This is a genomic window from Microbacterium esteraromaticum (assembly GCF_028747645.1).
GTDB lineage: Bacteria > Actinomycetota > Actinomycetes > Actinomycetales > Microbacteriaceae > Microbacterium > Microbacterium esteraromaticum_C.
The window spans coordinates 497,608-519,192 of the sequence record NZ_CP118100.1; the positions used below are offsets into that span (position 1 = coordinate 497,608).

15 protein-coding genes are annotated in these 21,585 nt (G+C 66.7%); 5 read left to right on the forward strand and 10 right to left on the reverse strand.

What is annotated here, in order from left to right; genetic code table 11:
- Positions 1-6,246 carry an RHS repeat domain-containing protein gene (locus tag PTQ19_RS02300; RefSeq protein WP_274368299.1) on the forward strand — a complete coding sequence of 2,082 codons (6,246 nt, stop codon included), beginning with the start codon at positions 1-3 and terminating at the stop codon, positions 6,244-6,246.
- Positions 6,247-6,371: 125 nt separating this feature from the next.
- Positions 6,372-6,713: a hypothetical protein gene (locus tag PTQ19_RS02305; RefSeq protein ID WP_274368300.1), complete on the forward strand. Its 342-nt coding sequence runs from the start codon at positions 6,372-6,374 to the stop codon at positions 6,711-6,713.
- 84 nt (positions 6,714-6,797) lie between these two features.
- Here the strand turns inward: PTQ19_RS02305 and PTQ19_RS02310 are convergent, their stop codons facing one another.
- The 10 genes from PTQ19_RS02310 to PTQ19_RS02355 form a co-directional block, all read right to left on the reverse strand.
- Positions 6,798-8,888: a bifunctional lysylphosphatidylglycerol flippase/synthetase MprF gene (locus PTQ19_RS02310; protein WP_274368301.1), complete on the reverse strand. Its 2,091-nt coding sequence runs from the start codon at positions 8,886-8,888 to the stop codon at positions 6,798-6,800.
- 49 nt (positions 8,889-8,937) lie between these two features.
- Positions 8,938-9,669, reverse strand: coding sequence for a potassium channel family protein (locus tag PTQ19_RS02315; protein ID WP_274368302.1), 732 nt, complete (start codon positions 9,667-9,669; stop codon positions 8,938-8,940).
- Between the two features lie 61 nt (positions 9,670-9,730).
- Positions 9,731-11,353 (reverse strand): amidohydrolase, encoded by a 1,623-nt coding sequence (locus PTQ19_RS02320; protein ID WP_274368303.1) that lies wholly within the window; start codon positions 11,351-11,353, stop codon positions 9,731-9,733.
- 10 nt (positions 11,354-11,363) lie between these two features.
- The gene (locus PTQ19_RS02325; RefSeq protein ID WP_274368304.1) at positions 11,364-11,828 is read right to left on the reverse strand and encodes a VOC family protein; all 465 of its coding nucleotides are present in this window, start codon (positions 11,826-11,828) and stop codon (positions 11,364-11,366) included.
- 105 nt (positions 11,829-11,933) lie between these two features.
- Positions 11,934-13,268: an ABC transporter substrate-binding protein gene (locus PTQ19_RS02330; RefSeq protein WP_274368305.1), complete on the reverse strand. Its 1,335-nt coding sequence runs from the start codon at positions 13,266-13,268 to the stop codon at positions 11,934-11,936.
- A gap of 46 nt (positions 13,269-13,314) precedes the next feature.
- Positions 13,315-14,538 carry a branched-chain amino acid ABC transporter permease gene (locus PTQ19_RS02335; protein ID WP_274368306.1) on the reverse strand — a complete coding sequence of 408 codons (1,224 nt, stop codon included), beginning with the start codon at positions 14,536-14,538 and terminating at the stop codon, positions 13,315-13,317.
- Positions 14,535-15,473, reverse strand: a complete 939-nt coding sequence (locus PTQ19_RS02340; RefSeq protein ID WP_274368307.1) for a branched-chain amino acid ABC transporter permease — start codon at positions 15,471-15,473, stop codon at positions 14,535-14,537. Before PTQ19_RS02340 ends, PTQ19_RS02335 begins: the two co-directional genes overlap by 4 nt.
- Positions 15,470-17,383, reverse strand: coding sequence for an AMP-dependent synthetase/ligase (locus PTQ19_RS02345; protein WP_274368308.1), 1,914 nt, complete (start codon positions 17,381-17,383; stop codon positions 15,470-15,472). The genes PTQ19_RS02340 and PTQ19_RS02345 overlap by 4 nt, the downstream gene beginning before the upstream one ends.
- On the reverse strand, positions 17,380-18,216 hold the full coding sequence (locus PTQ19_RS02350) for an ABC transporter ATP-binding protein (protein WP_274368309.1): 837 nt from the start codon (positions 18,214-18,216) through the stop codon (positions 17,380-17,382). Before PTQ19_RS02350 ends, PTQ19_RS02345 begins: the two co-directional genes overlap by 4 nt.
- Positions 18,213-18,998 (reverse strand): ABC transporter ATP-binding protein, encoded by a 786-nt coding sequence (locus PTQ19_RS02355; RefSeq protein ID WP_179409142.1) that lies wholly within the window; start codon positions 18,996-18,998, stop codon positions 18,213-18,215. Before PTQ19_RS02355 ends, PTQ19_RS02350 begins: the two co-directional genes overlap by 4 nt.
- 330 nt (positions 18,999-19,328) lie before the next feature.
- Here PTQ19_RS02355 and trxA point away from each other — a divergent pair, with 330 nt between their 5' ends.
- The 3 genes from trxA to PTQ19_RS02370 all read left to right on the forward strand — a co-directional run bounded on the left by trxA (position 19,329) and on the right by PTQ19_RS02370 (position 21,543).
- Positions 19,329-19,712 carry a thioredoxin gene (gene trxA / locus PTQ19_RS02360; protein ID WP_274368310.1) on the forward strand — a complete coding sequence of 128 codons (384 nt, stop codon included), beginning with the start codon at positions 19,329-19,331 and terminating at the stop codon, positions 19,710-19,712.
- Positions 19,713-19,789: 77 nt separating this feature from the next.
- On the forward strand, positions 19,790-21,412 hold the full coding sequence (locus tag PTQ19_RS02365) for a sodium-dependent transporter (RefSeq protein WP_206550545.1): 1,623 nt from the start codon (positions 19,790-19,792) through the stop codon (positions 21,410-21,412).
- Positions 21,409-21,543 carry a methionine/alanine import family NSS transporter small subunit gene (locus tag PTQ19_RS02370; protein ID WP_179409139.1) on the forward strand — a complete coding sequence of 45 codons (135 nt, stop codon included), beginning with the start codon at positions 21,409-21,411 and terminating at the stop codon, positions 21,541-21,543. Before PTQ19_RS02365 ends, PTQ19_RS02370 begins: the two co-directional genes overlap by 4 nt.
- The last annotated feature ends 42 nt before the right edge of the window (positions 21,544-21,585 follow it).

Here is a 21,585-nt window from a genome sequence, read left to right on the forward strand (position 1 = left end):
TTGGACGACGCGATGTTGCGTAACCCCCGTTCCCGGGCTATCGGTGTCCTTGCCTGTGCAGCCTTGGCGGCTAGTGTGCTCGTCAGCGTTCCGATGGTTGCGTCTGCCGCTGCGGTACCGACGAACCCGAAGCCGCAGTTCGAAGATCCGGTTCCGGGGTCGTCACAGTCGGCGCTGGGGAAGGGGGCAGAACCGAAGTCCTCTGATTCGGTGAAGCCGCCGAAGGCAAAGGCGCTCAAGGGTGCCAAGCCCGTCACAGTGAAGACCCCGGACGACGCCGTCGATGGTCCGAAGACGAAGGGGGCGAAGGGGGCCACCAGCGCCACCGTGACTGGTATGTGGCAGGCCGTCGGCGACACAGGTATCGAGGTGGCAACCAGCGGGGATGCGAAAGCACCCGTGGAGTCGGTCACGGTGGAGCTCCTCTCCACAGAACAATCGGCAAAGGCCGATGTGCAGGGGCTCGCGCTTGAGCTCACTCGAGCAGACGGTGGAGAGGATTCGGCTGCGCCGGTCGGTGTGCGAGTTCCGGACGAGCTGATGTTGGGGCAATTCGGCGCCGACTACGCCAGTCGCATCCAATGGATCCAGGTACCGGTCGGGGACCACGAGGCAGAACCGACTCCGGTGGCCTCCGTGCAGTCGAAGGACGGCGTCGTGCTGACACCAATGGTCTCGGACGCGCCCACGATGCTCGTTGCTGCATCCGGTCCGACGGCGGCGAACGGTGCGGGGACCTACTCCGCCACGCCCCTTAAAGACTCGTCGAGCTGGGATGTCACGGAACAGACCGGCGCGTTCAGTTGGACGTACGACATGGCGGTGACAGATCCGGGCGTCGGCCCGGTGCCGGACTTGGGTCTGGCATACAACTCGCAGGCTGTGGACGGGCTCACGGGCTCAAGCAACAACCAGCCCTCGGTCGTCGGCGAAGGGTGGGAACTGTCTGCGACCGGGTTCATCGAGCGCACCTACGTGCCATGCTCCTTGGATGACGGAGCATCGGGGTCGGTGAACACTTCTGGCGACTTGTGCTGGAAGTCTGACAACGCCACCGTGTCGTTCGCCGGACACTCAGGGCCGCTGGTCAAGATCGGCGCGTCCGCGGTGTATCGGCTGCAGAACGACGACGGCACACGGTTTGAGCTGCTCAGCGGGGGGAGTGGATGCACCAACGGTACGAATTCGTCCGAGTGTTGGCGGATGACCACGACCGACGGCACGCAGTACTACTTCGGCAAGCAGCGGCTGCCCGGATGGGCAACGGGAAACGCGGTGACCAACTCCACATGGACGGTGCCGGTATTCGGCAACGACACCGGGGAGCCGTGCCACGCCTCCACCTTCGCTGCTTCGTCCTGCACGCAGGCGTGGCGGTGGAACCTCGACTACATCGTCGACGTGCACGGCAACGCGCAAGCCCTGTACTACACGACCGAGGCGAACAAGTACGCCAAGAACCGTAGCGGAGCGACCGCATACGTCCGAGGTGGTGTGTTGGCACGAATCGACTACGGCCTGCGCGCCAGTAACATCTACGGCGCGAACGCTGCCGGCTATCAGGTGAAATTCAACTACGACTCCAAGGGGCGTTGCTCGGACACCTCCGGGGCTACCTGCACAGTTGCTGCTCCCGGCTCGGCCACGGTACCGACGACGCCGTCGGCATATCCGGATGTGCCGTGGGATCAGCAGTGCATGGCCGCATCCTGCTCGACGACGTCGCAGATCTCACCCACGTTCTTCACGAACGGGCGTCTTGCGACGGTGCAGTCCCTCGTGAAGGTCGGCACCGCCTACCAGACGGTGAACACGTGGACGCTCTCACACTCGTTTCCGGCAACGGGTGACGGGACGAGCCCGGCCCTGTGGCTCGCCAAGGTGCAGCGCAGTGGTACCGCGGGTGGTCAGGCGGCGATTTCTGAGCCGGCCACGGTGTTCTATGGAACGTCGATGCAGAACCGTGTCTGGGTGTACGACGGTGTCGCTCCGTTGGTGAAGTGGCGCCTCAGTTCCATCAAGACCGGACTCGGTGCGGTGATCAGCGTCAACTATCAGGGCGCACAGTGCACACCGGAGCAGGCATCGACCATCCTCGCCGCGCCCGAATCCAACACGAAGTGGTGTTTCCCGCAACGCTGGGTGCCGGAGATCACGCCTCCGCTGCCCGCGCAAACGGACCTGTTCCACAAGTACCCGGTCTCCGATATGACCGTGAACGCGACCACGGGTAGCGCGCTGAGCAAGCCGATGTACACGAAGTTCGTGTACGGCACTCCCCGCTGGCGATACAACGACAGCCCCATGGTTCCCACTGCCAGCCGAACCTGGAATGTGTTTGCCGGTGTGGACACCGTGGAGGTTCGAGAAGGTGACTCAGGAGCTCCCGCGGCGCAGAAGGTGACGAAGAGTACCTATTACCAGGGTATGAACGGTGACCGCGCTGCCGCGTCAGGTGGCACGAAAGCCGTGAACGTGGCAGGTGCCAGCATCGCCGACGAGCGCTGGTTCGGCGGGATGGTCTACAAGCAGCAGACGCTCCTTGGCGTGGGCGGATCGGTCGTGAGCACGAACGTGAACACACCGTGGGCCTCTCCGGTCACCGCTAGCGCGGGAGCATTGAAAGCGAGGATCGTGCGGAATGCCCGATCCGTCGTCACCGAACCCACCTCGACCGGCGGGACCCGCACGGTCGACACGGCCACCACCTTCGACAGCACCTACGGGTATCCGCTGACGGTGTCGACTGACCCCTCGGATGCCCCGGCGACGTGCACATCCACCAGCTACGCCGCTCCCAACACGACCGCGTGGCTGATCGGTCTTCCCAGTCAGCAGCGCACGGTTGCCGTCGCGTGCGACAGCCTCGGCGCCGCGCAGTATCCGCGTGACCATGTCAGCGACGTGAAGACGGTCTATGACGGTGCCGCGTGGGGGGCTGCTGCCACGCGCGGCCTGCCAACATTGACAACCCAAGTCGACCGATATGACGGCATGACGGCGCACTGGGCGCCGGTGACATCCAGCACGTACGACGCGCTGGGCCGGACGCTGGTCGCTACCGACGCGATGGGACGCACGAGTACGAGTGCGTACACCCCATCGGTGGCGTTGCCGATGACTGGATCCACCGTCAAGAACACGGCGCCGTTCAACTGGGTGACCACGAGAACATATGACCCGTCCACTGGTGCCGAGTCGCAGATCGTGGACCAGAACGGTGCCACGACCTCCATCAGCACGGATGCCTTGGGACGGATCAGCAAGGTGTGGTTGCCGCTTCAGCCGAAGGCGGCCAATCCGACCGCGCCGTCAATGTCGTACGTGTACACGCTGTCCCAGACTGCGGTGAACTCCGTCCAGACGACCAGGCTCACCGGCGGGGGCAACGTCACCACGTTCGAGCTGTTCGACGGCCTCGGCCGGTCTGTGCAGACGCAGGAATCCGTCGAAGGCGGCGGCGCCGCCGTGGCCACGACGAGTTTTGATGCCCTGGGGCGCGCCTATTGGGCCGACAACAAGTACTGGACAGCTTCAGTGAACCCGTCCAAGGAGTTCTTCGTCCCTGACAACCCGAACGCGATTCCGTCGCAGGTCGTCACCAGTTACGACCAGATCGGCCGTGTCACGAAGGCGGTGCTGCGCTCGACTGGCACGGACACGTCGCAGACTGTGACCTCCTACCCCGGCGCTGACCGGACGGACTTCCTGCCTCCGACGGGCGGCACCGCGCAGAGCGTGTACACGAACTCCCTCGGCCAGAAGACGAAGCTCGTGCAATACCTGAACGGCACCGTCTCGGGTACCGGGCAGGCGACGACGTACGCGTACGACGGTGCTGGGCGGATGACGTCGATGACCGATCCCGCGGGCAACGAGTGGCGGTGGGGATTCAACATCCTCGGGCAGAAGACCTCTCAGTCCGACCCGGATTCAGGGGACTCCACTGCGACGTATGACCTCCTCGGCAACCAGCTGACCAGTACGGATGCGCGGGGAAAGACCATCACCACGACATACGACAACCTGAATCGGAAGACGGCGACGTACGCCGGCACCGCATCGGGAGCGAAGCTGTCAGCATGGACGTATGACACGGTGCGGAAGGGCTTCGTGACGACGACGACGTCCTATAGCGGGTCCACGGCAGGTACCCCCGGCCTGGCGTACACGTCCACCGTGAACACCTACGACGTGATGGGGAACCCGACGAAGACGACCACGGCGATCCCGGCCGGGGCGCCCGCATTCGCTGGGACGAGTTATGCGGTCTCGTACTCCTACTTCGCGGACGGTTCGCTCTCGACGAAGAGCCTGCCGGCCGCAGGCGGGCTGCCGGCCGAGGTCGTCCGGAACGGGTACGACGCGTGGGGCAGGCTCTCGAGCGTGCGTGGTGTCACGTCGGTGCTCAATGCGACGATCTACACGCCCACCGGACAGATTTCCCAGTTCAACAGGTACCTGTCTGGCAATGGCGGATACTCGACATATGGCTATGATCCGGCAACCGGGGATGTGACGAGTGTGCTCGATAATGCCGTCTTTGCGAACACAGGGCACTATGTCGCGAGCCGCGCGTACACGCGGGACTTGGCTGGCAACGTGACGAGTTCGTCGAGCACCGCGGCGTATCCGTCTGCGAAGACGCAGAAGGCGTGCTTCAGCTATGACGGACTGCGGCAGCTCACGCGGGCATGGACGCCGAACGCGTCGACGGCATGCACAGCGACACCGTCCGCCGGGGCGCTGGGAGGCGTGGCACCGTACTGGCACGACTACACGTACGACACTGAGACGGGGAACCGCACGTCGATGACGTCAACCACCACGGCAGGGACCACGACCACCAGCACGTACGCCTACCCCGCTGCTGGTGACGCCCGCCCGCACGCTGTCTTCACGGTCACCGGCGGCGCCGGCGCGGGATCGTACGGGTACGACGCCGCCGGCAACCAGACCACGCGTCCAGGCCAGACCCTGACGTTCAACGACGTCGGGAAGCCAGCCACGATCACCGCGGGAGCGGAGTCGGTGTCGAACGTGTACGACGCATCTGGAACGCTGTTGCTGCGTGTGTCGGCGACTAGCGGTGCGATGTTGCTGCTGGGGGATACTGTGTTGACGCAGGCGAAGGGCTCGACGGTCGTCGCCGGGTATCGGACCTACGCTGCTGCCGGCGGCAAGCCCGTCGCGCAGCGAAACGCCAAGACCGGGACTCCCGGGAACACGCTGTCTTGGCTGTTCACGAACATCGAAGGCACCGTCGACGTGACCACGAATGCGACCTCGGGTGCAACGGTGCAGTCCTATCGCGATCCCTTCGGGGTGCCCCTCACTGGTACCGCGCAGAACTGGGGCGATGGCACCGGATACATGAACATGCCGGTCACGCCGTCGATCAAGCTCACCACCGTCGGCGCGCGCGTCTACGACGCTGTGCTGGGCAAGTTCACCAGCGTCGACCCCATCATCGACTCCAATCTCCCGCAGCAGAACACCGGGTACGCCTACTCCGGCAACAACCCCACCACCTACACCGACCCGAGTGGTCTTGCGTTCAAGGTCGACTGTGGATGCGGCGGCAGAACGACGCCATACGTGGTGGCCCCGGGTTACAACCACGCGATGGGCGTCGGGAAAGAATGGGTTCGAAGAGGTAAATCTATGATTTCTTCTTCGAAGAACAGGGCTTTGATGCCTGAATCCCGAAAGTTTCTTCGTGATGTAGGGACCGTTGCCAAGAAGGGGGGGAGCATCATCGGCACAGAACAGGGTGCCCTGCTCTACAGTTGGGCGACCGGCCGCCTTCCACAGCAAATTTCGTTCGGAGGCGGCTCGAGGATCACCCAGGGGCTGCGTGACTCCGCAGCAGCAGAAGACTACCGAAACATACTCCGGAGTAATCTGAGTGTGGGAAACGCACCGGAGAGGTGGCACTATGCGGCCGGCAAACCCAACGCTGATAACCCGCTGTTTGCAAATGACATCGAGACGATGGGCAATTGGGGAAACGCAACGGACAGTGCTCGGTCATTGGCTGCCATCGGCTCGCATACCTACACCGCAACGGTAGTTGAAAGTGTGACCGCCAATTCGGTCGTCGTGCAGATCCAGGCAGAGAATGTCATAAGCCTGGGCTCGTTGCTCTCTCCGATTCGTGATCTAGCCAGCGCGATTCCGGGTCGCACCGGAGGATTCTCTGAAGTCACGACCTATTTCACGTGGCAGGAGACTGTGACGTGGTGAGAGAAGCTCCGACGGTACGTTTCTTGGTGCTCGCATTCTGTGGAGTCTTGCTCGCAGGGTGCGCTTCAACGAAGCAGTTTGACGAAACTCTGCAGTCGAGCGACGTTCAGGGTGCGTGGGTTGCTGTGAACCTGCCCGTTGCCTCGAAACTGAGCTTTGAACCGAATGGGATATTTGTTGCGGAGGACTGGTCACCCGATTTCTGTGCAAGTGATCGTCCCGAGGATTGGGGGGACTTCGACTACTCGACGCTCGTCGATTATGAGGGCGTTTGGGAGTCACTTAGTGGCATGCCGTACGCGGCCATCGCCTACCTGACAGACAGTGAACAAGGCTGTAGTTGGAGTCTGTACTTCTATCGAGACAAGGACGGGGTCCAGTCCATCGAAGCCTTCGTCCTCCCAACCGGCTCCAATGCGGGCGATCCTGAGAGTGAAGCTGTGTGGCTCGAACGCGTTGCTGAGTGAATCACTACGGCAGGACAACCGGGGCTTTTCTGGCGGAGACGGAGGGAATTCAACCTTCGGTCCTCGGGGCTCTCTTCATCTGCCTCACTGATGCTCACCGCCGCGCTGAACGAGTTCGAGGCCTGCGCTGGCGAACTGGCGCGCGGTGGCATCCGGAAGGAACGCGCGCGTGAGCGCGAGTCCAATCCGCGGCAGATCGCCCTCGTCGCGGTAGAGCAGGTAGAGCGTCTCGTAGCGGGGATGGAACTTCTCTTTGAAGCGGTGCAGCGACCGGAACCCGTACACCGGCTCGAGCATGTCGGCGAGCTTGTCGCTGAGATCGGCGATCACTCGGGCATCCGGCGGGTACTCGTGCGCCAGCGGCGCACCCGACAGTGACAGGATCTCGGCCCCCTCGTCGCGGAAGTGAGCGGCCGACATGCCGATGAGGTACTCCATGACCGGCGGGAACCCTCCGTCGCGGCGACGCATCAGATCCAGCGTCCACCCGCGCACCCGACCCTCGCCGTAGACCGGCAGCCACGACAGGAATCCGTCGACGTCGCCGTTGGGAGCGAGCGCGAGGGCGATTCGCACTTCGGGGTCTTCGGCCTGCTCCAGCGAACCGAGGGTGAAGCCCATCTCGGGAAGCCCCTTGTCGCCGACCCACATCTCCGAGATCGCATGCAGCTGCGCGCGCACGCCCCACGACTCGTCGCGCAGCGTCGACATGCGGAACGTCATCTCTTCGCGTCCGGCCCGGTTCATCGAGGTGCGGATGGATGCCCATCGCTTGCCCGTGTACTCCAGGCCGGGCAGGTCGACGATGGTGTCGTCGGCCACGACGAGACTGCGCCACGTCGCAGGAACGGCAGCGCGGGTGGCCTCCCCGGCGCTGAAGAAGCAGGGTGCGAGGCCGGCACGCTCGGCGTCGTCGATGAACTCCGCGACCGACGCGGCGCGCCTTTCTTCTGGGCCGAGAGGATCGGCGAGGGCCAGCGCGACACCGGCGCGCTGTTGATACGCGACGGACCCGTGCTCGGTGTGGGTCGTCGACATCCCCTCCCACGTCGTCATCCACGACAGCGTGCCGCCACCATGGGCGCGCAGCAGCTTCTTCGTCTCGTCGTGGTCGGTGGGGTGCCCGGGAGAGAGCGTGCGCCTGCGGCGCGGCGGGAAGGCGGCGCGGACCCACACCAGGTAGGTGAATACGGCGAGAGCGACGCCCGCCGTGGCGATCGTCAGCGCCACGCCACCGTCGAACGCCGCGTGGACATCGGCCTGGTCTGCGGCCGCGAGCAACGCAAGCAGCAGTACGCCGAGCAGGGCGTTGATGCCCAGCAGCACGAGGGAGACGACCCACGCCCAGCGACGTGCGCGGCGCAATCCGTCGGCGATGAGTACGACGACCAACGTCTCGACCGCTGTCGTCCACCACGGGCCGGCCAGCGGTGCGGAGGTGCCGAAGGGGCCGTCGGTGGGCACGAAGGCGAAGATCACCTGAATCGCCGCGAACGCGAGCACACCGATGAAGGCGATGAACCGTTGCTCGCGTACGGTTGCACGCTGCACGTGCAGCGAGCGGTCGACCAGCAGGACCAGAGCGAGCGCGACCGCGTGCTCGAGGTCGGCGACGGTGCCCAGGAACAGCAGTCCGATCGTGGCCACGGCGATCAGCAGCAGAAGCACCCGCACCCGCCAGGGCGACGCGAACAGTGCGGCGGCAGCGGCCATGCAGGCGAACGCTCCGCCGCTGGGGCCCACATCCAGGGTCGCCGCCTGCTCTGCCGCCCACGCCCAGTTCGGAATGAGTGCGAACATCCACAGCAGCAGTGCGGAGGTGAAGATCGCGAAGAGCTGGCCGATCGCGAAGTACGCCGCGGCGACCTTCCACCCGCGCAGGTACTCGAGCACCGCGAAGCCCCACAGGATGAGGAGCGTGGGAATGTACACCAGCGGTTGCACGACGAAGAAGGTTCCGGTGAGTGGCGTCCACCAGCGTCCCGCCTCCAACGCGGGTAGGCCATAGGCCACGGCTTCGAATGCCGCGCTGTCTTCGAACGGTCGCCAGAGCCCCTGCGAGACGATGCCGCAAGCCAGCAGGATCGCGACGAACGCGATGGTCGCCGGTAGCCGGCGGAGCACGCTCAGGAAGGGGCTGGTGCTCGGCTGCGTGGGCTTCTCTGCGTCGCGCATGCACAACACGATAGCGATGGAGACCGGCGAACGGGCGCGTGCGGTTCGGCTACTCGCTGCGCTCCCGCCGCGTGGGCCGCGCGGGCGGCTCGTGCGATGCGGCCTGGCGGATGCGATCGGTGAGTGCCGAGACGACCGTCGCGCTCGTCACGCCGATCACGACGAGGCCACCGAGCATCAGCCCGACGGCGATGATGCGGCCGAGTGCGGTGATCGGCACGAGGTTGCCGTATCCGACGGTGGTGATGGTGGTGAACCCCCAGAAGAGAGCATCGTCGAAGCTCAGGATGGTCGCGCCGGCGGCGTTGCGTTCGACCAGCCACACGGCCCACGAGGCGAGGTAGACGAACATCAGGGTGAACAGTGTGAGCGTGACCATGTAGCGGATGCGCTGCTTGGCGGGGCTGCCGTAGCGGAACACCGGAAGTCGCCACACGTAGACGACGATCAGCAGGGGGCGGATGAACGGCAGCACGAGCGTCACCAGCTCGAAGACTCGGGAACGCACGAACTCCCGTCGGGCAGCGCCCGCGATCGCGAGCCGCACCAGGTAGTCGGCGATGAAGCCCAGCCACAGCAGGACCGCGACCAGTGCGGCGGCCGCACGCGCCAGCACCGACGAGTCCTGCACCGCCACGACCCAGGTCGAGGCGCCGAGCATCACCACCGCAGCGGCGAACAGCGGCCACGCGGTGAGGTCCTCCCACCGGACGACCCGGGCGAGGGAGGAGTCCGCGTCGGATTGTTCGGAGAGCGGGCGGTCATCGGCGCGCGTGTCCATCGCCACACACTAGAGCCAACGGTGCCCCGGCGGAAGTCCCACCGGGCCCGCCCCTCTCTTCTTACGCCTGATAGACGGTGCGCCCGCCGACGATCGTGCGCTGCACGGTGATGTCGGCGATCGTGCTCGGGTCGACCGCGGCGGGGTCGGCGTCGAGCACCACCAGGTCGGCGAACTTGCCGACCTCGATGGTGCCGGTCGTGTCGTCGGCGTGCACCTGCCAGGCCGCGTCGACCGTCTTCGCCTTCAGTGCCGTGTGCACGTCGACGGCTTCGGCCGCGTTGAGCGGCAGCCCGCTGCCACGGCGGATGCGGGTGACCTGCGTCTGCACCTCGCGCAGCGGCTCGAAGTCGGTCACCGTGTAGTCACTGTGGGTGCTCACGCGCAGCCCCCGGCGTCGCGCGCCCGCGATCGGATCGAGCAGCTGTGCCTTCTCGGCGCCGACGATGCGCTCCTCGAACGCATCGCCCCAGTAGTACAGGTGGCCGATCAGAAAGCTCGGGCTGAGCCCGAGCGCCGCCATCCGGTCGAGGTGCTCGGCGTGCGCGAACGAGCAGTGCTCGATGCGATCGCGATGGTCCATGCCGCTGCGCCCGTCCAGCGCTTGCTCGTAGGCGTCGATCGTCTCGTCGATCGCGGCGTCGCCATTGGCGTGCACCATCACCTGCCAGCCGTGCGCGTGCGCCGTGCGGATGCGGTCGACCAGCGCCGCGTGGTCGTAGTTCGGTGCGCCGCGGAAGTCGCGTCCCTGGTAGTTCTCGCGCTGGAAACCGCTGCGCCCCTGGTTCGATCCGTCGCTGATGATCTTCCAGGCGATCGCGCGGCACATGTCGTCACCGGTGAACGGCGTCAGGCCGTTGGCGATCGCGGCGTCCATGGCGTAGTCGTGCACCGCGAAGGTGACACGCCCCGCCAAGCGAGGCGCGAGCTGCAGCAGCAGGTCGACCTCTTGCGGGCCGATGGCCAGGCCCGTGCCGGCGTCGTGCGTGCGCGTGTAGCCGCGTTCGGCCGCATGCTGATTGATGCGCACGATGTTGTCGAGCAGTCGCTCCTGGCTCAGCGGGGGCACGACCCGCATCATCGCCATCATGGCGGGTATCTCGCCCAGGCTGCCGTTCAGGCGCCCGCTGTCGTCGCGGCCGAACGTGCCGCCCTCGGGATCCTCGACGTCTTCAGAGATGCCCGCCGCGGCCAGTGCCGCCGAGTTCACGTACGCGAAGTGCAGCGACGCGTTCATCACCATGATCGGGCGGTCGGGGCTGACCTCGTCGAGCACGTCGCGCGTGAGCTCGCGCTCGCCGTCGACGAGCGCGGGGTCGTACAACCGGCCGAGCACCCAGTCGCCCTGCGCCGGCTTCGCCTCACGCAGACGAGCCAGCACGTCGTCGAACGTGGCGCCGTCGCGCGTACTGCAGTCGACCCAGTCGAGCTGCATCGCCGACGCCCAGTAGTGCATGTGCGGTTCGACGAACCCGGGGTAGACGACGCCGTCGGTGACGGTCAGCACCTCGGTGTCGGCGGTGGCGAGCGCGCGGATGGTGTCGGTCGTCCCGATCGCCGTGATCCTGCCGCCGGTCACCGCGATGGCCTCGGCTTCTGGGCGGTCGGCATCCATCGTGCGGATGCGACCGGTCACGATCAGATCCGGTCCTGAGCTGCGCCGATCGGGAGAAGAGTCTGTCATGAGCGACAACCTATCGCGGACGCTCGTCGTCGGTGACGAAGCCCTCTCGTTCGGAGCGCTGCTGCAGCGTTTCCAGCTCTTGGAAGAACGTCACCTGCCAGCCGGCAGGACCCTGCACGCGCGCGTTGAGACTCTGGAACGGCGTGCGCACGGGCTCGGCGATCACCTCGGCGCCACCGTCGCGAGCATCCGCCACCGCTTGTTCGGTGTCGGCCACTTCGAGAGCGAGACGCAGGGTGCCGGGGGAGTGCGGCGCCCCCTCGACGGCATCGATGTTGCGCGCGTGCGCCGAGGTGGCGAGCTCGATCGTGGCGATGCCGGCGTGCAGGATCGCGACGCGGTCGTCGCCCTCGGTCGCGAACGCGAGCTGCTCGGGCATCCCCAGCACATCGCGGTAGAACCGCAGTGCGGTATCGAAGTCGTCGGTCTCGATGATCAGGCGCAGCTGCGTGGGGGCGTTGGCGTTGTCGGTCATGAGCAACATTCTGCGGGGTGCGCAGCACCCCGGGGCCGGATACCGCGAAGACACAGGAAAGGGGAGGCGGATGCCGGGCATCCGCCTCCCCTCGGTGCGACGCGCTCAGCCGGTCGCGACGCAGGCGGCCGAGTAGTCGGTCTGGTCGAACGACGTGCCGGTGTAGAAGCTGTCGACCGTGCGGATGCCGAGGTCGACCTCGGGATCGGGCGTGCCGATGTTCACAGCCTGGTTGGCGTTGGCCTGCGGGTCACCGCCGTAGGTGTGTTCGGGCAGAAGACCCGAGAAGTCCACGGTCAGGCCCTCGACGACGGCCGCGATGCCCTCGGGCGTCAGGTCGCCGGCCTCAGCCGCGGCCTCGAGCGCCGCCTTCAGCGGATACCCGATTCCCCAGCCGATGATGTACCCGCCGTTGGTGGGCAGCTCGCCACCGAGCGACTCGCGGATCTCGTCCATCGCAGCGCTCGTGCCGTCCCAGTTCTCATAGGGCGACATGTGGTTGAACAGTCCGATCAGCGCGGGCGCGGCCGCCGAGTCCAGCAGCGCCGGGTTCCACGTGGGCAGTGCCCCGAGGAAGCGCCCCGAGAATCCGCCCGCGGCCAGCTTGCCGACGATCTCGGCCGTCTCGGCCGGGCCGATGGCGAGCACGACGACATCGGGCGAGCCGGCCAGCACGGCCGACACGACGGCATCCTGGTTTCCGACCACCTGGTTCGGGCCGGTGCCGATCGCCTCGAGCGCGGTCGCACCGTTCACCTCGGCCCAGCGTTTGACGCCCTCAGCCGAGTCCCCGCCGTAGTCGCCGGGGTAGCCGACGGCCTGCACGGTCGCGGGCGCGTCGTGGTTCTCGCTGAACCAGTCCAGGCCCACCAGTGCCTCGGTGCAGTACGAGTAGCCGGTCTCCAGAAGCAGACCGCCGTCGTTGTCATCGAACGCGTAGCCCGACCACCACGACGTCGGCACCGTCACCAGACTGCGCTCGATCATGTCGGGCAGTACCGACTCGGTGTTGACCGTACCGAGCGACTGTGCGATACCGGCGATATTGCCGGCGATCTGCTGGTACTGGGCCGCGTGCTCAGCCGCCTGGTACTTCGTGTCGCGCGTGTACGTGTCGATATCGATGTCGTACCCCGAGATGCCACCGTCCTCGTTGACCTTCTGCCAGAACGCCCGCTGAGCGTCGGTGATCGGTACGGCGAGGGCGGCGAACGGCCCCTCGGTGAGATCCGACAGGACGCCGAGATAGATGCATCCGTTGTCGGCGTTGACCGCATCCGGACACGGTTCGGCGGTGACGCCGGCGCCGACGGTGATCTCGCCGTCTGCGGTGTCGTCGGGGGTGTCGCCGTCCGGCGACACCTGGGTGCAGGCGGTCAGGACGAGAAGCCCTGCCGCGGTAAGGGCCACTGCCGCGCGGCCTCTTCGACGCATGGTCATGCTGTGCTCCTTCGATTGTGTGTGGTGTTCAGTTGTGGGTGCCGGGTCAGTACGAGAATGGCCAGGCCTTGAAGTAGTTGCGTACGCGCACCCACAGCCCGAACAGGCCGCGGGGTTCGAGGGTGATGAACAGGATGATCAGCACACCGAACACGATCGTCTGCAGCTGGAAGACGTTCAGCACGCCGCCGCTCGAGACGGTGATCCACGGGATGACGGTGGTGAGCTCTTCGAGCAGCCGCGGCACGAGTACGACGAAGCAGGCGCCGATCAGCGTGCCCGAGATGGTCGCGATGCCGCCGATGACGATCACGGCGAGGAAATCGATCGACAGGAACAGGTTCCACTGCTCGGGGGCGATGCGTCCGATCAGCATCGAGAACAGGGCACCGGCAACACCCGCGTACGCCGACGACAGGGCGAAGGCGAGCGTCTTGGTGCGCAGCAGGTTCACTCCCATCACCTCGGCGGCGATGTCGCGATCGCGCACGGCCGCGAACGCGCGCCCGTACCGGCCGCGCATCAGGTTGCGTGCCGCGAAGCCCAGAGCCACCAGCAAGACCAGGCAGAGCAGATAGAGGGATGCCGCGGGCGTGACGATCACGGGGCCGATCGCGTAGGTGGCCGATAGGTCGGCGCCGAACAGCGTGCGCTGCGCCACGCCGCGGCCGACGCCCTGCCCACCGGTGATCGGCGTCATGATCTTGAACAGGTGCTCGCCGAGGATCAGCAGCCCCAGGGTGAGAACGGCCAGGTACAGCCCGCGTACGCGTGTTGCCAGTGGCGCTACGATCAGGCCGATCACGCCGGGGATCACCGCGGCCGCCGGCAGCACGATCGCCAGGTCGAGCCCCAGCCCCCACGTGGTGTTGCCCGGGGCGCCGCCCAGTACTGCTGCGGTGTACGCGCCGAGCCCCAGGAAGAACGCGTGACCGAGCGAGACCTGTCCGGCGTAGCCGGTGAGCAGGTTCAGGCCGATGCCGCCGATGGCGTACACGACGGCCATGGTCAGCAGGTAGGTGAGGTCGGCGGCGATCAGGAACGGCGCGGCGACCGCGATCACCAGCAGCACGACGAACCAGAAGCGTTTGACCGGGGTGTTCAGCAGCGCCTGATCGGCCGTGTAGCTGGTGTACAGCGACGGGCGCCCGCGCCGCACGGCGCGCGAGACGCGACCGGTGCCGCCGGCGAAGTCGTACTCCTGTGCCGAGCCGGTGAGTCGGTGCGCCACGGCGCTGAGCTGTGACTGGCCGCGCGATGACTGGTTCATACCCGCTGCACCTCCCTGGTGCCGTAGATGCCGTAGGGGCGTACCAGCAGCACGATGATCATCAGCAGGTACGGCACGACGTTGTCGAAGTTCGTGCCCAGCCAGGGGGCGAACTGCGGTTGGTACGTCTTGGTCAGCGCCATCGCGATACCCACGATCAGGCCGCCGAGCACGGCGCCCTTGAGCGAGTCGAGCCCGCCGATGATGATCGCCGGCAGCGCGACGAGGGCGAACAGCGCATCGGTGGCCTGCACCACCGAGCCGTTGGCTCCGAGCAGCGCGCCCGCCAGTGCCGCCAGCGACCCACCGATCGCCCATGAGATCGAGAACATGCGGCCCACCGAGACGCCCTGGGCCAGCGCCGTCTCCTGATCCAGCGACGTCGCCCGCATCGCCAGACCGATCTTCGAGCGGGTCAGCCACCAGCCCAGCAGGCCGATCACGACCAGCGAGATGACGAACCGGGCGATCGCGTTCTCGTAGATCTGCACGCCGCCCGAGCAGCCGGTGACGCCGAACGACTCGGTCGTCTCGCCGCCGAGGCAGACGGATGCCAGTTGCCAGGGGTCACCGACCGTGCGCGGCTTCGAGTCGAACAGGCGGAACGCGACCACCAGCAGCGCGATGAAGAGCCCGACGGTCACGAGCGCGGCCGAGAAGGGCGGGCGTCCGATCATCGGCCGGATCGCGACGCGCTCGATACCCACCGACAGCAGGCCGACCATGGTCATGGCCAGCAGTGCCGACACCGCGAACGGCAACCCCATCTGGGTGGCCGCGACGCTGGTGACGAAGGTGCCCAGGATCAGCAGCGCCGGCTGTGCGAAGTTGAGCACGCCCGTCGCCCGGTAGATGATCACGAAGCTCACGGCGATCAGCGCGTATACCGCGCCCTGGCCGAGCCCGGTCGCCAATGATGACAGCAGGGTGTTCATCCGTTCCTCCCCAGGTCGGCACCCGGGTACGCCGTCGAGTCGGCGTACATGTCGTCGATCAGGTGCGGCACGGTCGCCGCGAAGGCGACGCGTTTGAGCTTCTGCGTCGCGGTGAGCTCGCCGTCCTCATGGTCGAGCTCTTTCGTCAGCATCCGGAACTTGCGCACCGACTCCACGCGCGCGAACCGTTCGTTCGCCTCGCGGATGATCCCGGCGATCAGCTCGACCACCTCGGGCTTGCTGGAGAGGTCGCGGTAGGTGGTGAACTCGATCTTGCGCCGGGCGGCCCAGTCGGCGACGGTGTCGTACTCGATGCCGATCAGGGCGGTCAGGTAGGGGCGGCGGTCACCGATCACCACGGCCTCCTTGACGTACGGCGACGCCTTGAACGAGTTCTCGACCTCGCTGGGCGAGATGTTCTTGCCGCCGGCGGTGACGATGATGTCCTTGATCCGGTCGACGATCCGCACGTGTGTGCCCTCGACCCATTCGCCGACGTCGCCGGTGTGCAGCCACCCGTCCGCATCGACGGTCTCGGCGGTCGCCTCGGGGCGCCCCCAGTACCCGGCGAAGGTACCCGGATGCCGCGTGAGCACCTCTCCGGTCGTCTCATCGAGTCGTAGTTCGGTGTGCGGATGCGGCTCGCCGACGGTTCCGACGATCATGCGTCCGGCGAAGTTCGATGTCGCGATCGCGGAGTTCTCGGTCATGCCGTAGGCCTCGTACAGCGGGATGCCCAGGCCCAGGAAGAACGACAGCACATCGGGGGCGATCGGCGCGGCGCCCGAGATGGCGTGGCGCACGTGCAGCAGTCCGAGCCGTTTGCGCAGCGGGCGGTAGAGCGGCCAGTAGCCGAGCGCGTACAGCATCCGCGCCCGGGGCGTGAAGGTGCCCCCGTGCGCGATCCGGTCGGCCGCGATCACCTCGCTCCACCGCCTGCCGATCGCGTACACACCGCGCTTGAGGCGCGTTGCGCCGGTCATCTTGATCGCCACCCCCGCCTGGATCTTCTCCCAGATGCGGGGCACACCGAACAGCACCGTCGGCTGCACCTCGGCCAAGTCCGCCGAGACGGTGTCGATCGACTCGGCGAAGTGCACGACCGTGTGCGTGCGCAGGTTCGCCCAGGTCGAGATTCCGCGTTCGACGACGTGCGAGAGCGGAAGGTACGACAGCAGAGCGTCATCGGGGCCGATGCTCGCTCCGAGTAGGCCGCCCGGCAGAGCGAGGATCGTCGAGGCGAATGACACGTTGCGTGCCGTCAGCATCGCGCCCTTGGGAGGGCCCGTGGTGCCGGATGTGTAGATGAGCGTGGCCAGGTCGTCGGGGGAGCGCGTCGCGTCGATCTCGTCCAGGAGCAGCGGATGCTCGGCGCGGTGGCGCTCGCCGCGGGCGATCACCTCGTCGACCGAGAGGAGCTTCGGATGCTCGTAGCCGGCCAGCCCTCGGCCGTCGAGCGAGACGATCCACTCCAGGGTCGGGCAGTCGTCGACGGCGCTGAGCGCCTTGTCGACCTGTTCCTGGTCCTCGGCGACGAGCACGCGCGCACCGCTGTCCTGCAGCAGGTAGGTGACCTCGGAGAGGGGGTTGGTCGGGTAGAGGCCGACGATCGCGGCCCGCAGCGACGCGGCCGCGACGTCGGAGAAGAGCCATTCCGGTCGGTTCTCGGACTGAATGGCCACCCGGTCGCCGGCGCCGACACCGAGCGCGGCGAAGCCGTACGCCAAGCGTTCGACATGCCGCTGGTAGTCGGCCCAGGTGATGTCGCGCCAGACGCCGGTCTGCTTGACGCGCAGCGCCGTGCGGTCGGGCATCGCTGCTGCCGCGGCGCGGAGCAGGCGCGGCAGGTACGACGTCTCGGACGAGACGTCGGGGCCTCCGTCGACGGCGAGGGGCGCAGGGTCGGTCATCGTGCGTCCTCCCGATCGGATGCTGCGGGTCCGTCGAGCTCGTCGTGAACCTGCTCGGCCATCTCGGCGGTGGCGCCGCCCAGGTAGGCGGCGATGACCGCGGGGTCGCGTTGCACCTCGTCCGGCGTGCCCAGGGCGATGCGCTTGCCGAAGTCGATGACCATCACCCGGTCGGCGAGATCCATCACCAGGCGCATGTCGTGTTCGACCATGATCATCGAGGTGCCCAGTTCGCTGCGGATGTCGAGGATGAACCGGGCCATGTCCTCGGTCTCTTCGGTGTTCATCCCGGCGACGGGTTCGTCGAGCAGCAGCAGGCGCGGCTCCATCGCCAGGGCGCGTCCGAGCTCGACCCGTTTGCGGATGCCGTAGGGCAGGAAGCCCACCGGCATGTTGCGCACGCCGGCCAGGTCGAGGAACTCGATCAGGTCTTCGATGCGTCGGCGTGAGATGAGCTCTTGTCTGCGGGCGCGTCCGAACCAGACCATCGCCTCGGGCCACGAGTAGCCGGCGCTGATGTGGCGCCCGAGCAGCAGGTTGTCGAGCACGGTCAGGTTGTCGAACAGCTCGACGTTCTGAAAACTCCGGGCGACGCCGCGGCGCGCGACCTCGTCGGGGGCGCTGCCCAGCAGGGGCTCGCCGTCGAGCAGGATCGACCCGGCCTGCGGGCGGTACACCCCCGAGATGCAGTTGAACGTCGAGGTCTTGCCGGCGCCGTTGGGGCCGATCACGGCGAACAGCTCGCCCTCGGCGACATCGAATGAGACGCCGTCGAGCGTGGTCGCGCCGCCGAAGCGCAGGGTCAGGTCGCGAACGTCGAGCAGAGCGGTCATGACAGCCACCGCTTCCGTCGCTTGTAGTGTTTGACGTCTCGCAGGCTGCCCGAAGTCGCGCCGGTGCCGAGGTAGAACTCGCGGATGTCGTCGTCGTCGCGCAACGCCTGGGCGGGAGCATCCATCACGATCTTGCCGTTCTCCATCACGTACCCGTGGTCGGCGATCGACAGGGCCATCGCGGCGTTCTGCTCGACCAGCAGCACGCCGGTGCCGTCGTCGCGGATCGTGACGATCAGGTCGCGGATCTGCTCAACGATCTGCGGGGCGAGGCCCAGGCTCGGCTCGTCGAGCAGAATGTAGCGCGGCTCGGCCATCAGCGCCCGACCGATCGCGAGCATCTGCTGTTCACCGCCCGACAGATAGCCCGCGCGCTGTCCGCGGCGGTCGCGCAGGATCGGGAACATCGTGTAGATGCGGTCGAGCTTGCCGGCGACGCCGGAGCGGCTGCGCGTGTAGGCCCCGATGCGCAGGTTCTCTTCGACGGTGAACTCACCGAAGACCCGGCGCCCCTCCATCACCTGGCTCACCCCGGCGCGCACGACGTCGGGGGCGCGGCGGGTGTCGATCTCGGCGCCGTCGATCGACACGTGTCCGCGCGAGATCCGGCCGCGGTGCACATCGAGCAGTCCCGTCATGGCCCGCAACAGCGTCGTCTTGCCGGCGCCGTTCGCGCCGAGCAGGGCGACGATGCCGTCCGCGGGCACGTGCAGGCTCGCGCCCTTGACCACGAGCATCACGTCTTCGTAGACAACCTCGATGTTGTGTACCCCAAGTGTCATAGCGTCCCCTTCGCTGCGGCGCTGTGATGGCGTCAACCTAGCAGCGGGCCGGGGCGTGTGACCCATTCGTTATGAATGCGAGACTCACAGAAGTTGAGACTCGGTCTCAGGTGGGGCGAGGGGTTGTGAGGCAAAGATTTGACACCCTGGATACCCCTGGGGGTATACTCATTCTCAAGCCACCCCTGAAAGGATTGAACTATGTGTGCACGAGTGACCTGTGGAATCTGCGGCAAGGCGACCTGGGACGGCTGCGGCCAGCACGTGGAGGAGGCCCTGGCGGGCGTCCCCGCGGAGCAGCGCTGCGCCGGCCACTGAGCTGAGCCGACGATGACCACCCGGACCATCACCGCTGCCGACCTGCGCAGCACCATCGACGACAACGACATCGTCCTGCTCGACTTCTGGGCGGCGTGGTGCGGACCCTGCCGCGCCTTCGCCCCGGTGTTCGAGAAGGCATCGGATGCCAATCCCGACATCGTTTTCGGAAAGATCGACACCGAGGCCGAGCAAGAGCTCGCCGCGGGATTCCAGATCCGCTCCATCCCGACGCTGATGGTGTTCCGCGGCGGCATCCTGGTCTTCTCGCAGCCCGGCGCCCTCAACGAGGCGCAGCTCGACCAGGTCGTCACCGCCGTGCGCGGGCTCGACATAGACGAGGTGCGCGCCGAGGTCGCGCGCCAACAGGCTGAGCAGCAGACCGCGAACGGCTGAGTCACGGGCATCCGACACACCTGAGCGCCCCGGCGATCCCCCTCACTCCCGCCGGGGTGCTCGGGTAGTGTCGTGCCATGGCTCACGCGACGACGCAGGCACCACGACGCGAGGCGTTCAGCTCTCGCAACGTCTTCATTCTCTCGGCCATCGGCTCGGCCGTGGGGCTGGGGAACATCTGGCGGTTCCCGTACGTCGCCTACGAGGGCGGCGGTGGTGCCTTCCTCATCCCGTACCTGTGCGCCCTGCTGACCGCGGGTATTCCGCTGCTGTTCTTCGACTACGCGATCGGGCACCGCTTCCGCGGTTCGGCTCCGCTCGCCTTCCGCCGTATGCACCGCGCCGCCGAGCCGCTGGGCTGGTGGCAGGTGCTCATCTGCGTCGTGATCGCCGCCTACTACGCCGTGATCATCGCCTGGGCGGCGATGTACACCTGGTTCTCGGCGCGGCTCAGCTGGGGCGCGGGTAACGAAGAGAACTTCTTCTTCACCGAGTTCCTGCAGCTCGGCGACGTCGGTGCCGACGGCCTGTCGGGCAGCTTCGTTCCGCAGGTGGGCCTCCCTCTGATCGCCGTCTGGCTGGTGGTGATCGCGATCATGGCGCTCGGCGTCAAGCGCGGTATCGGTCGGGCCAACATGGTGCTGATGCCCCTGTTGACGGCGATGTTCGTGATCCTCGTCGTGCAGGCGTTGTTCCTGCCGGGTGCTGCCGACGGACTCAATGCGTTCTTCACCCCGAACTGGGCGGCCCTCGCCGACCCCGCCGTGTGGGCGGCCGCCTATGGGCACATCTTCTTCTCGCTGTCGGTGGCCTTCGGCATCATGGTCACCTATTCGTCGTACCTCAAGCGCAAGACCGACCTCACCGGCTCGGGCCTGGTCGTCGGCTTCGCCAACTCGGGCTTCGAGATCCTCGCCGGCATCGGAGTGTTCGCGGCGCTCGGCTTCATGGCGCAGGCAGCCGGCACTGACGTCTCGAATCAGGCCAGTGCGGGTATCGGTCTGGCGTTCGTGGCCTTCCCCACGATTGTGTCGCAGGCCACCGGTGGTTCGATCATCGGAGTGCTGTTCTTCGGTGCGCTGGTCTTCGCCGGCATCACGTCGTTGATCTCGGTGCTCGAAGTCGTCGTCTCTGCCCTGCAGGACAAGCTCGGCTGGGGGCGCGTGCGCACGACCCTGGTTGTGACGATCCCGATCGGACTCGTCTCGATCGCACTGTTCTCGACGACAACTGCGCTGCTGGTGCTCGACACGGCCGACGCGTTCATCAATGCGTTCGGCATCATGGCCGGCGCCTTCGTCTCGGTGATCGTCGTGTCATGGGTGCTGTACAAGCTGCCGGTGCTGCGCGAGCACCTCAACCGCCGCTCCAGCTTCCGCGTCGGCCGGGTGTGGATGCTGCTGGTCGGCGTGCTCGCCCCGGTGGTGCTCGGCTACCTGCTCGTCAGCGAGATCATCGCCAAGTCCGCCGAGCCGTACGGTGGCTACCCGGTGTGGTTCCTGTGGGTGTTCGGCTGGGGCATGGTGATCGGGCTGATCGTGCTGGCCGTGCTGCTGTCTCTGCTGCCGTGGAGCAGTCGGTCGCACGCCAAGGACGACCCCGATTACGACGAGTTCCTGCAGGTCGAGAGCTACGCGCCCGACTCCGAGACCGGCACCGTCCGATTGCCGGATGCCACACAGAAGGGAGCAGGCGCATGACCCCCACAGCCGTCGTCATGATGGTCGTCGCGATGGCCACCGTCTGGGGAGGCCTCATCGCCGCGATCGTGAATCTGGCGCGCCACCCCGAGGTGGCCGAGAACGAGCCCGCGCCCCCGATCGAGCTCTGAGCCGCGGCGCACTGTTGCGTGACACTGGTGGGCCGCGGCGTC

What these genes read in the sequence shown, in the direction of transcription:
- PTQ19_RS02365 (WP_206550545.1), top strand. Translation starts at nt 19,790, where the DNA reads ATGGCTCACGCGACGACGCAGGCACCACGACGCGAGGCGTTCAGCTCT.
- PTQ19_RS02345 (WP_274368308.1), bottom strand. Translation starts at nt 17,383, where the DNA reads ATGACCGACCCTGCGCCCCTCGCCGTCGACGGAGGCCCCGACGTCTCG.
- PTQ19_RS02370 (WP_179409139.1), top strand. Translation starts at nt 21,409, where the DNA reads ATGACCCCCACAGCCGTCGTCATGATGGTCGTCGCGATGGCCACCGTC.
- PTQ19_RS02315 (WP_274368302.1), bottom strand. Translation starts at nt 9,669, where the DNA reads ATGGACACGCGCGCCGATGACCGCCCGCTCTCCGAACAATCCGACGCG.
- PTQ19_RS02320 (WP_274368303.1), bottom strand. Translation starts at nt 11,353, where the DNA reads ATGACAGACTCTTCTCCCGATCGGCGCAGCTCAGGACCGGATCTGATC.
- PTQ19_RS02340 (WP_274368307.1), bottom strand. Translation starts at nt 15,473, where the DNA reads ATGAACACCCTGCTGTCATCATTGGCGACCGGGCTCGGCCAGGGCGCG.
- PTQ19_RS02350 (WP_274368309.1), bottom strand. Translation starts at nt 18,216, where the DNA reads ATGACCGCTCTGCTCGACGTTCGCGACCTGACCCTGCGCTTCGGCGGC.
- PTQ19_RS02310 (WP_274368301.1), bottom strand. Translation starts at nt 8,888, where the DNA reads ATGCGCGACGCAGAGAAGCCCACGCAGCCGAGCACCAGCCCCTTCCTG.
- PTQ19_RS02330 (WP_274368305.1), bottom strand. Translation starts at nt 13,268, where the DNA reads ATGACCATGCGTCGAAGAGGCCGCGCGGCAGTGGCCCTTACCGCGGCA.
- PTQ19_RS02325 (WP_274368304.1), bottom strand. Translation starts at nt 11,828, where the DNA reads ATGACCGACAACGCCAACGCCCCCACGCAGCTGCGCCTGATCATCGAG.
- PTQ19_RS02355 (WP_179409142.1), bottom strand. Translation starts at nt 18,998, where the DNA reads ATGACACTTGGGGTACACAACATCGAGGTTGTCTACGAAGACGTGATG.
- trxA (WP_274368310.1), top strand. Translation starts at nt 19,329, where the DNA reads ATGACCACCCGGACCATCACCGCTGCCGACCTGCGCAGCACCATCGAC.
- PTQ19_RS02335 (WP_274368306.1), bottom strand. Translation starts at nt 14,538, where the DNA reads ATGAACCAGTCATCGCGCGGCCAGTCACAGCTCAGCGCCGTGGCGCAC.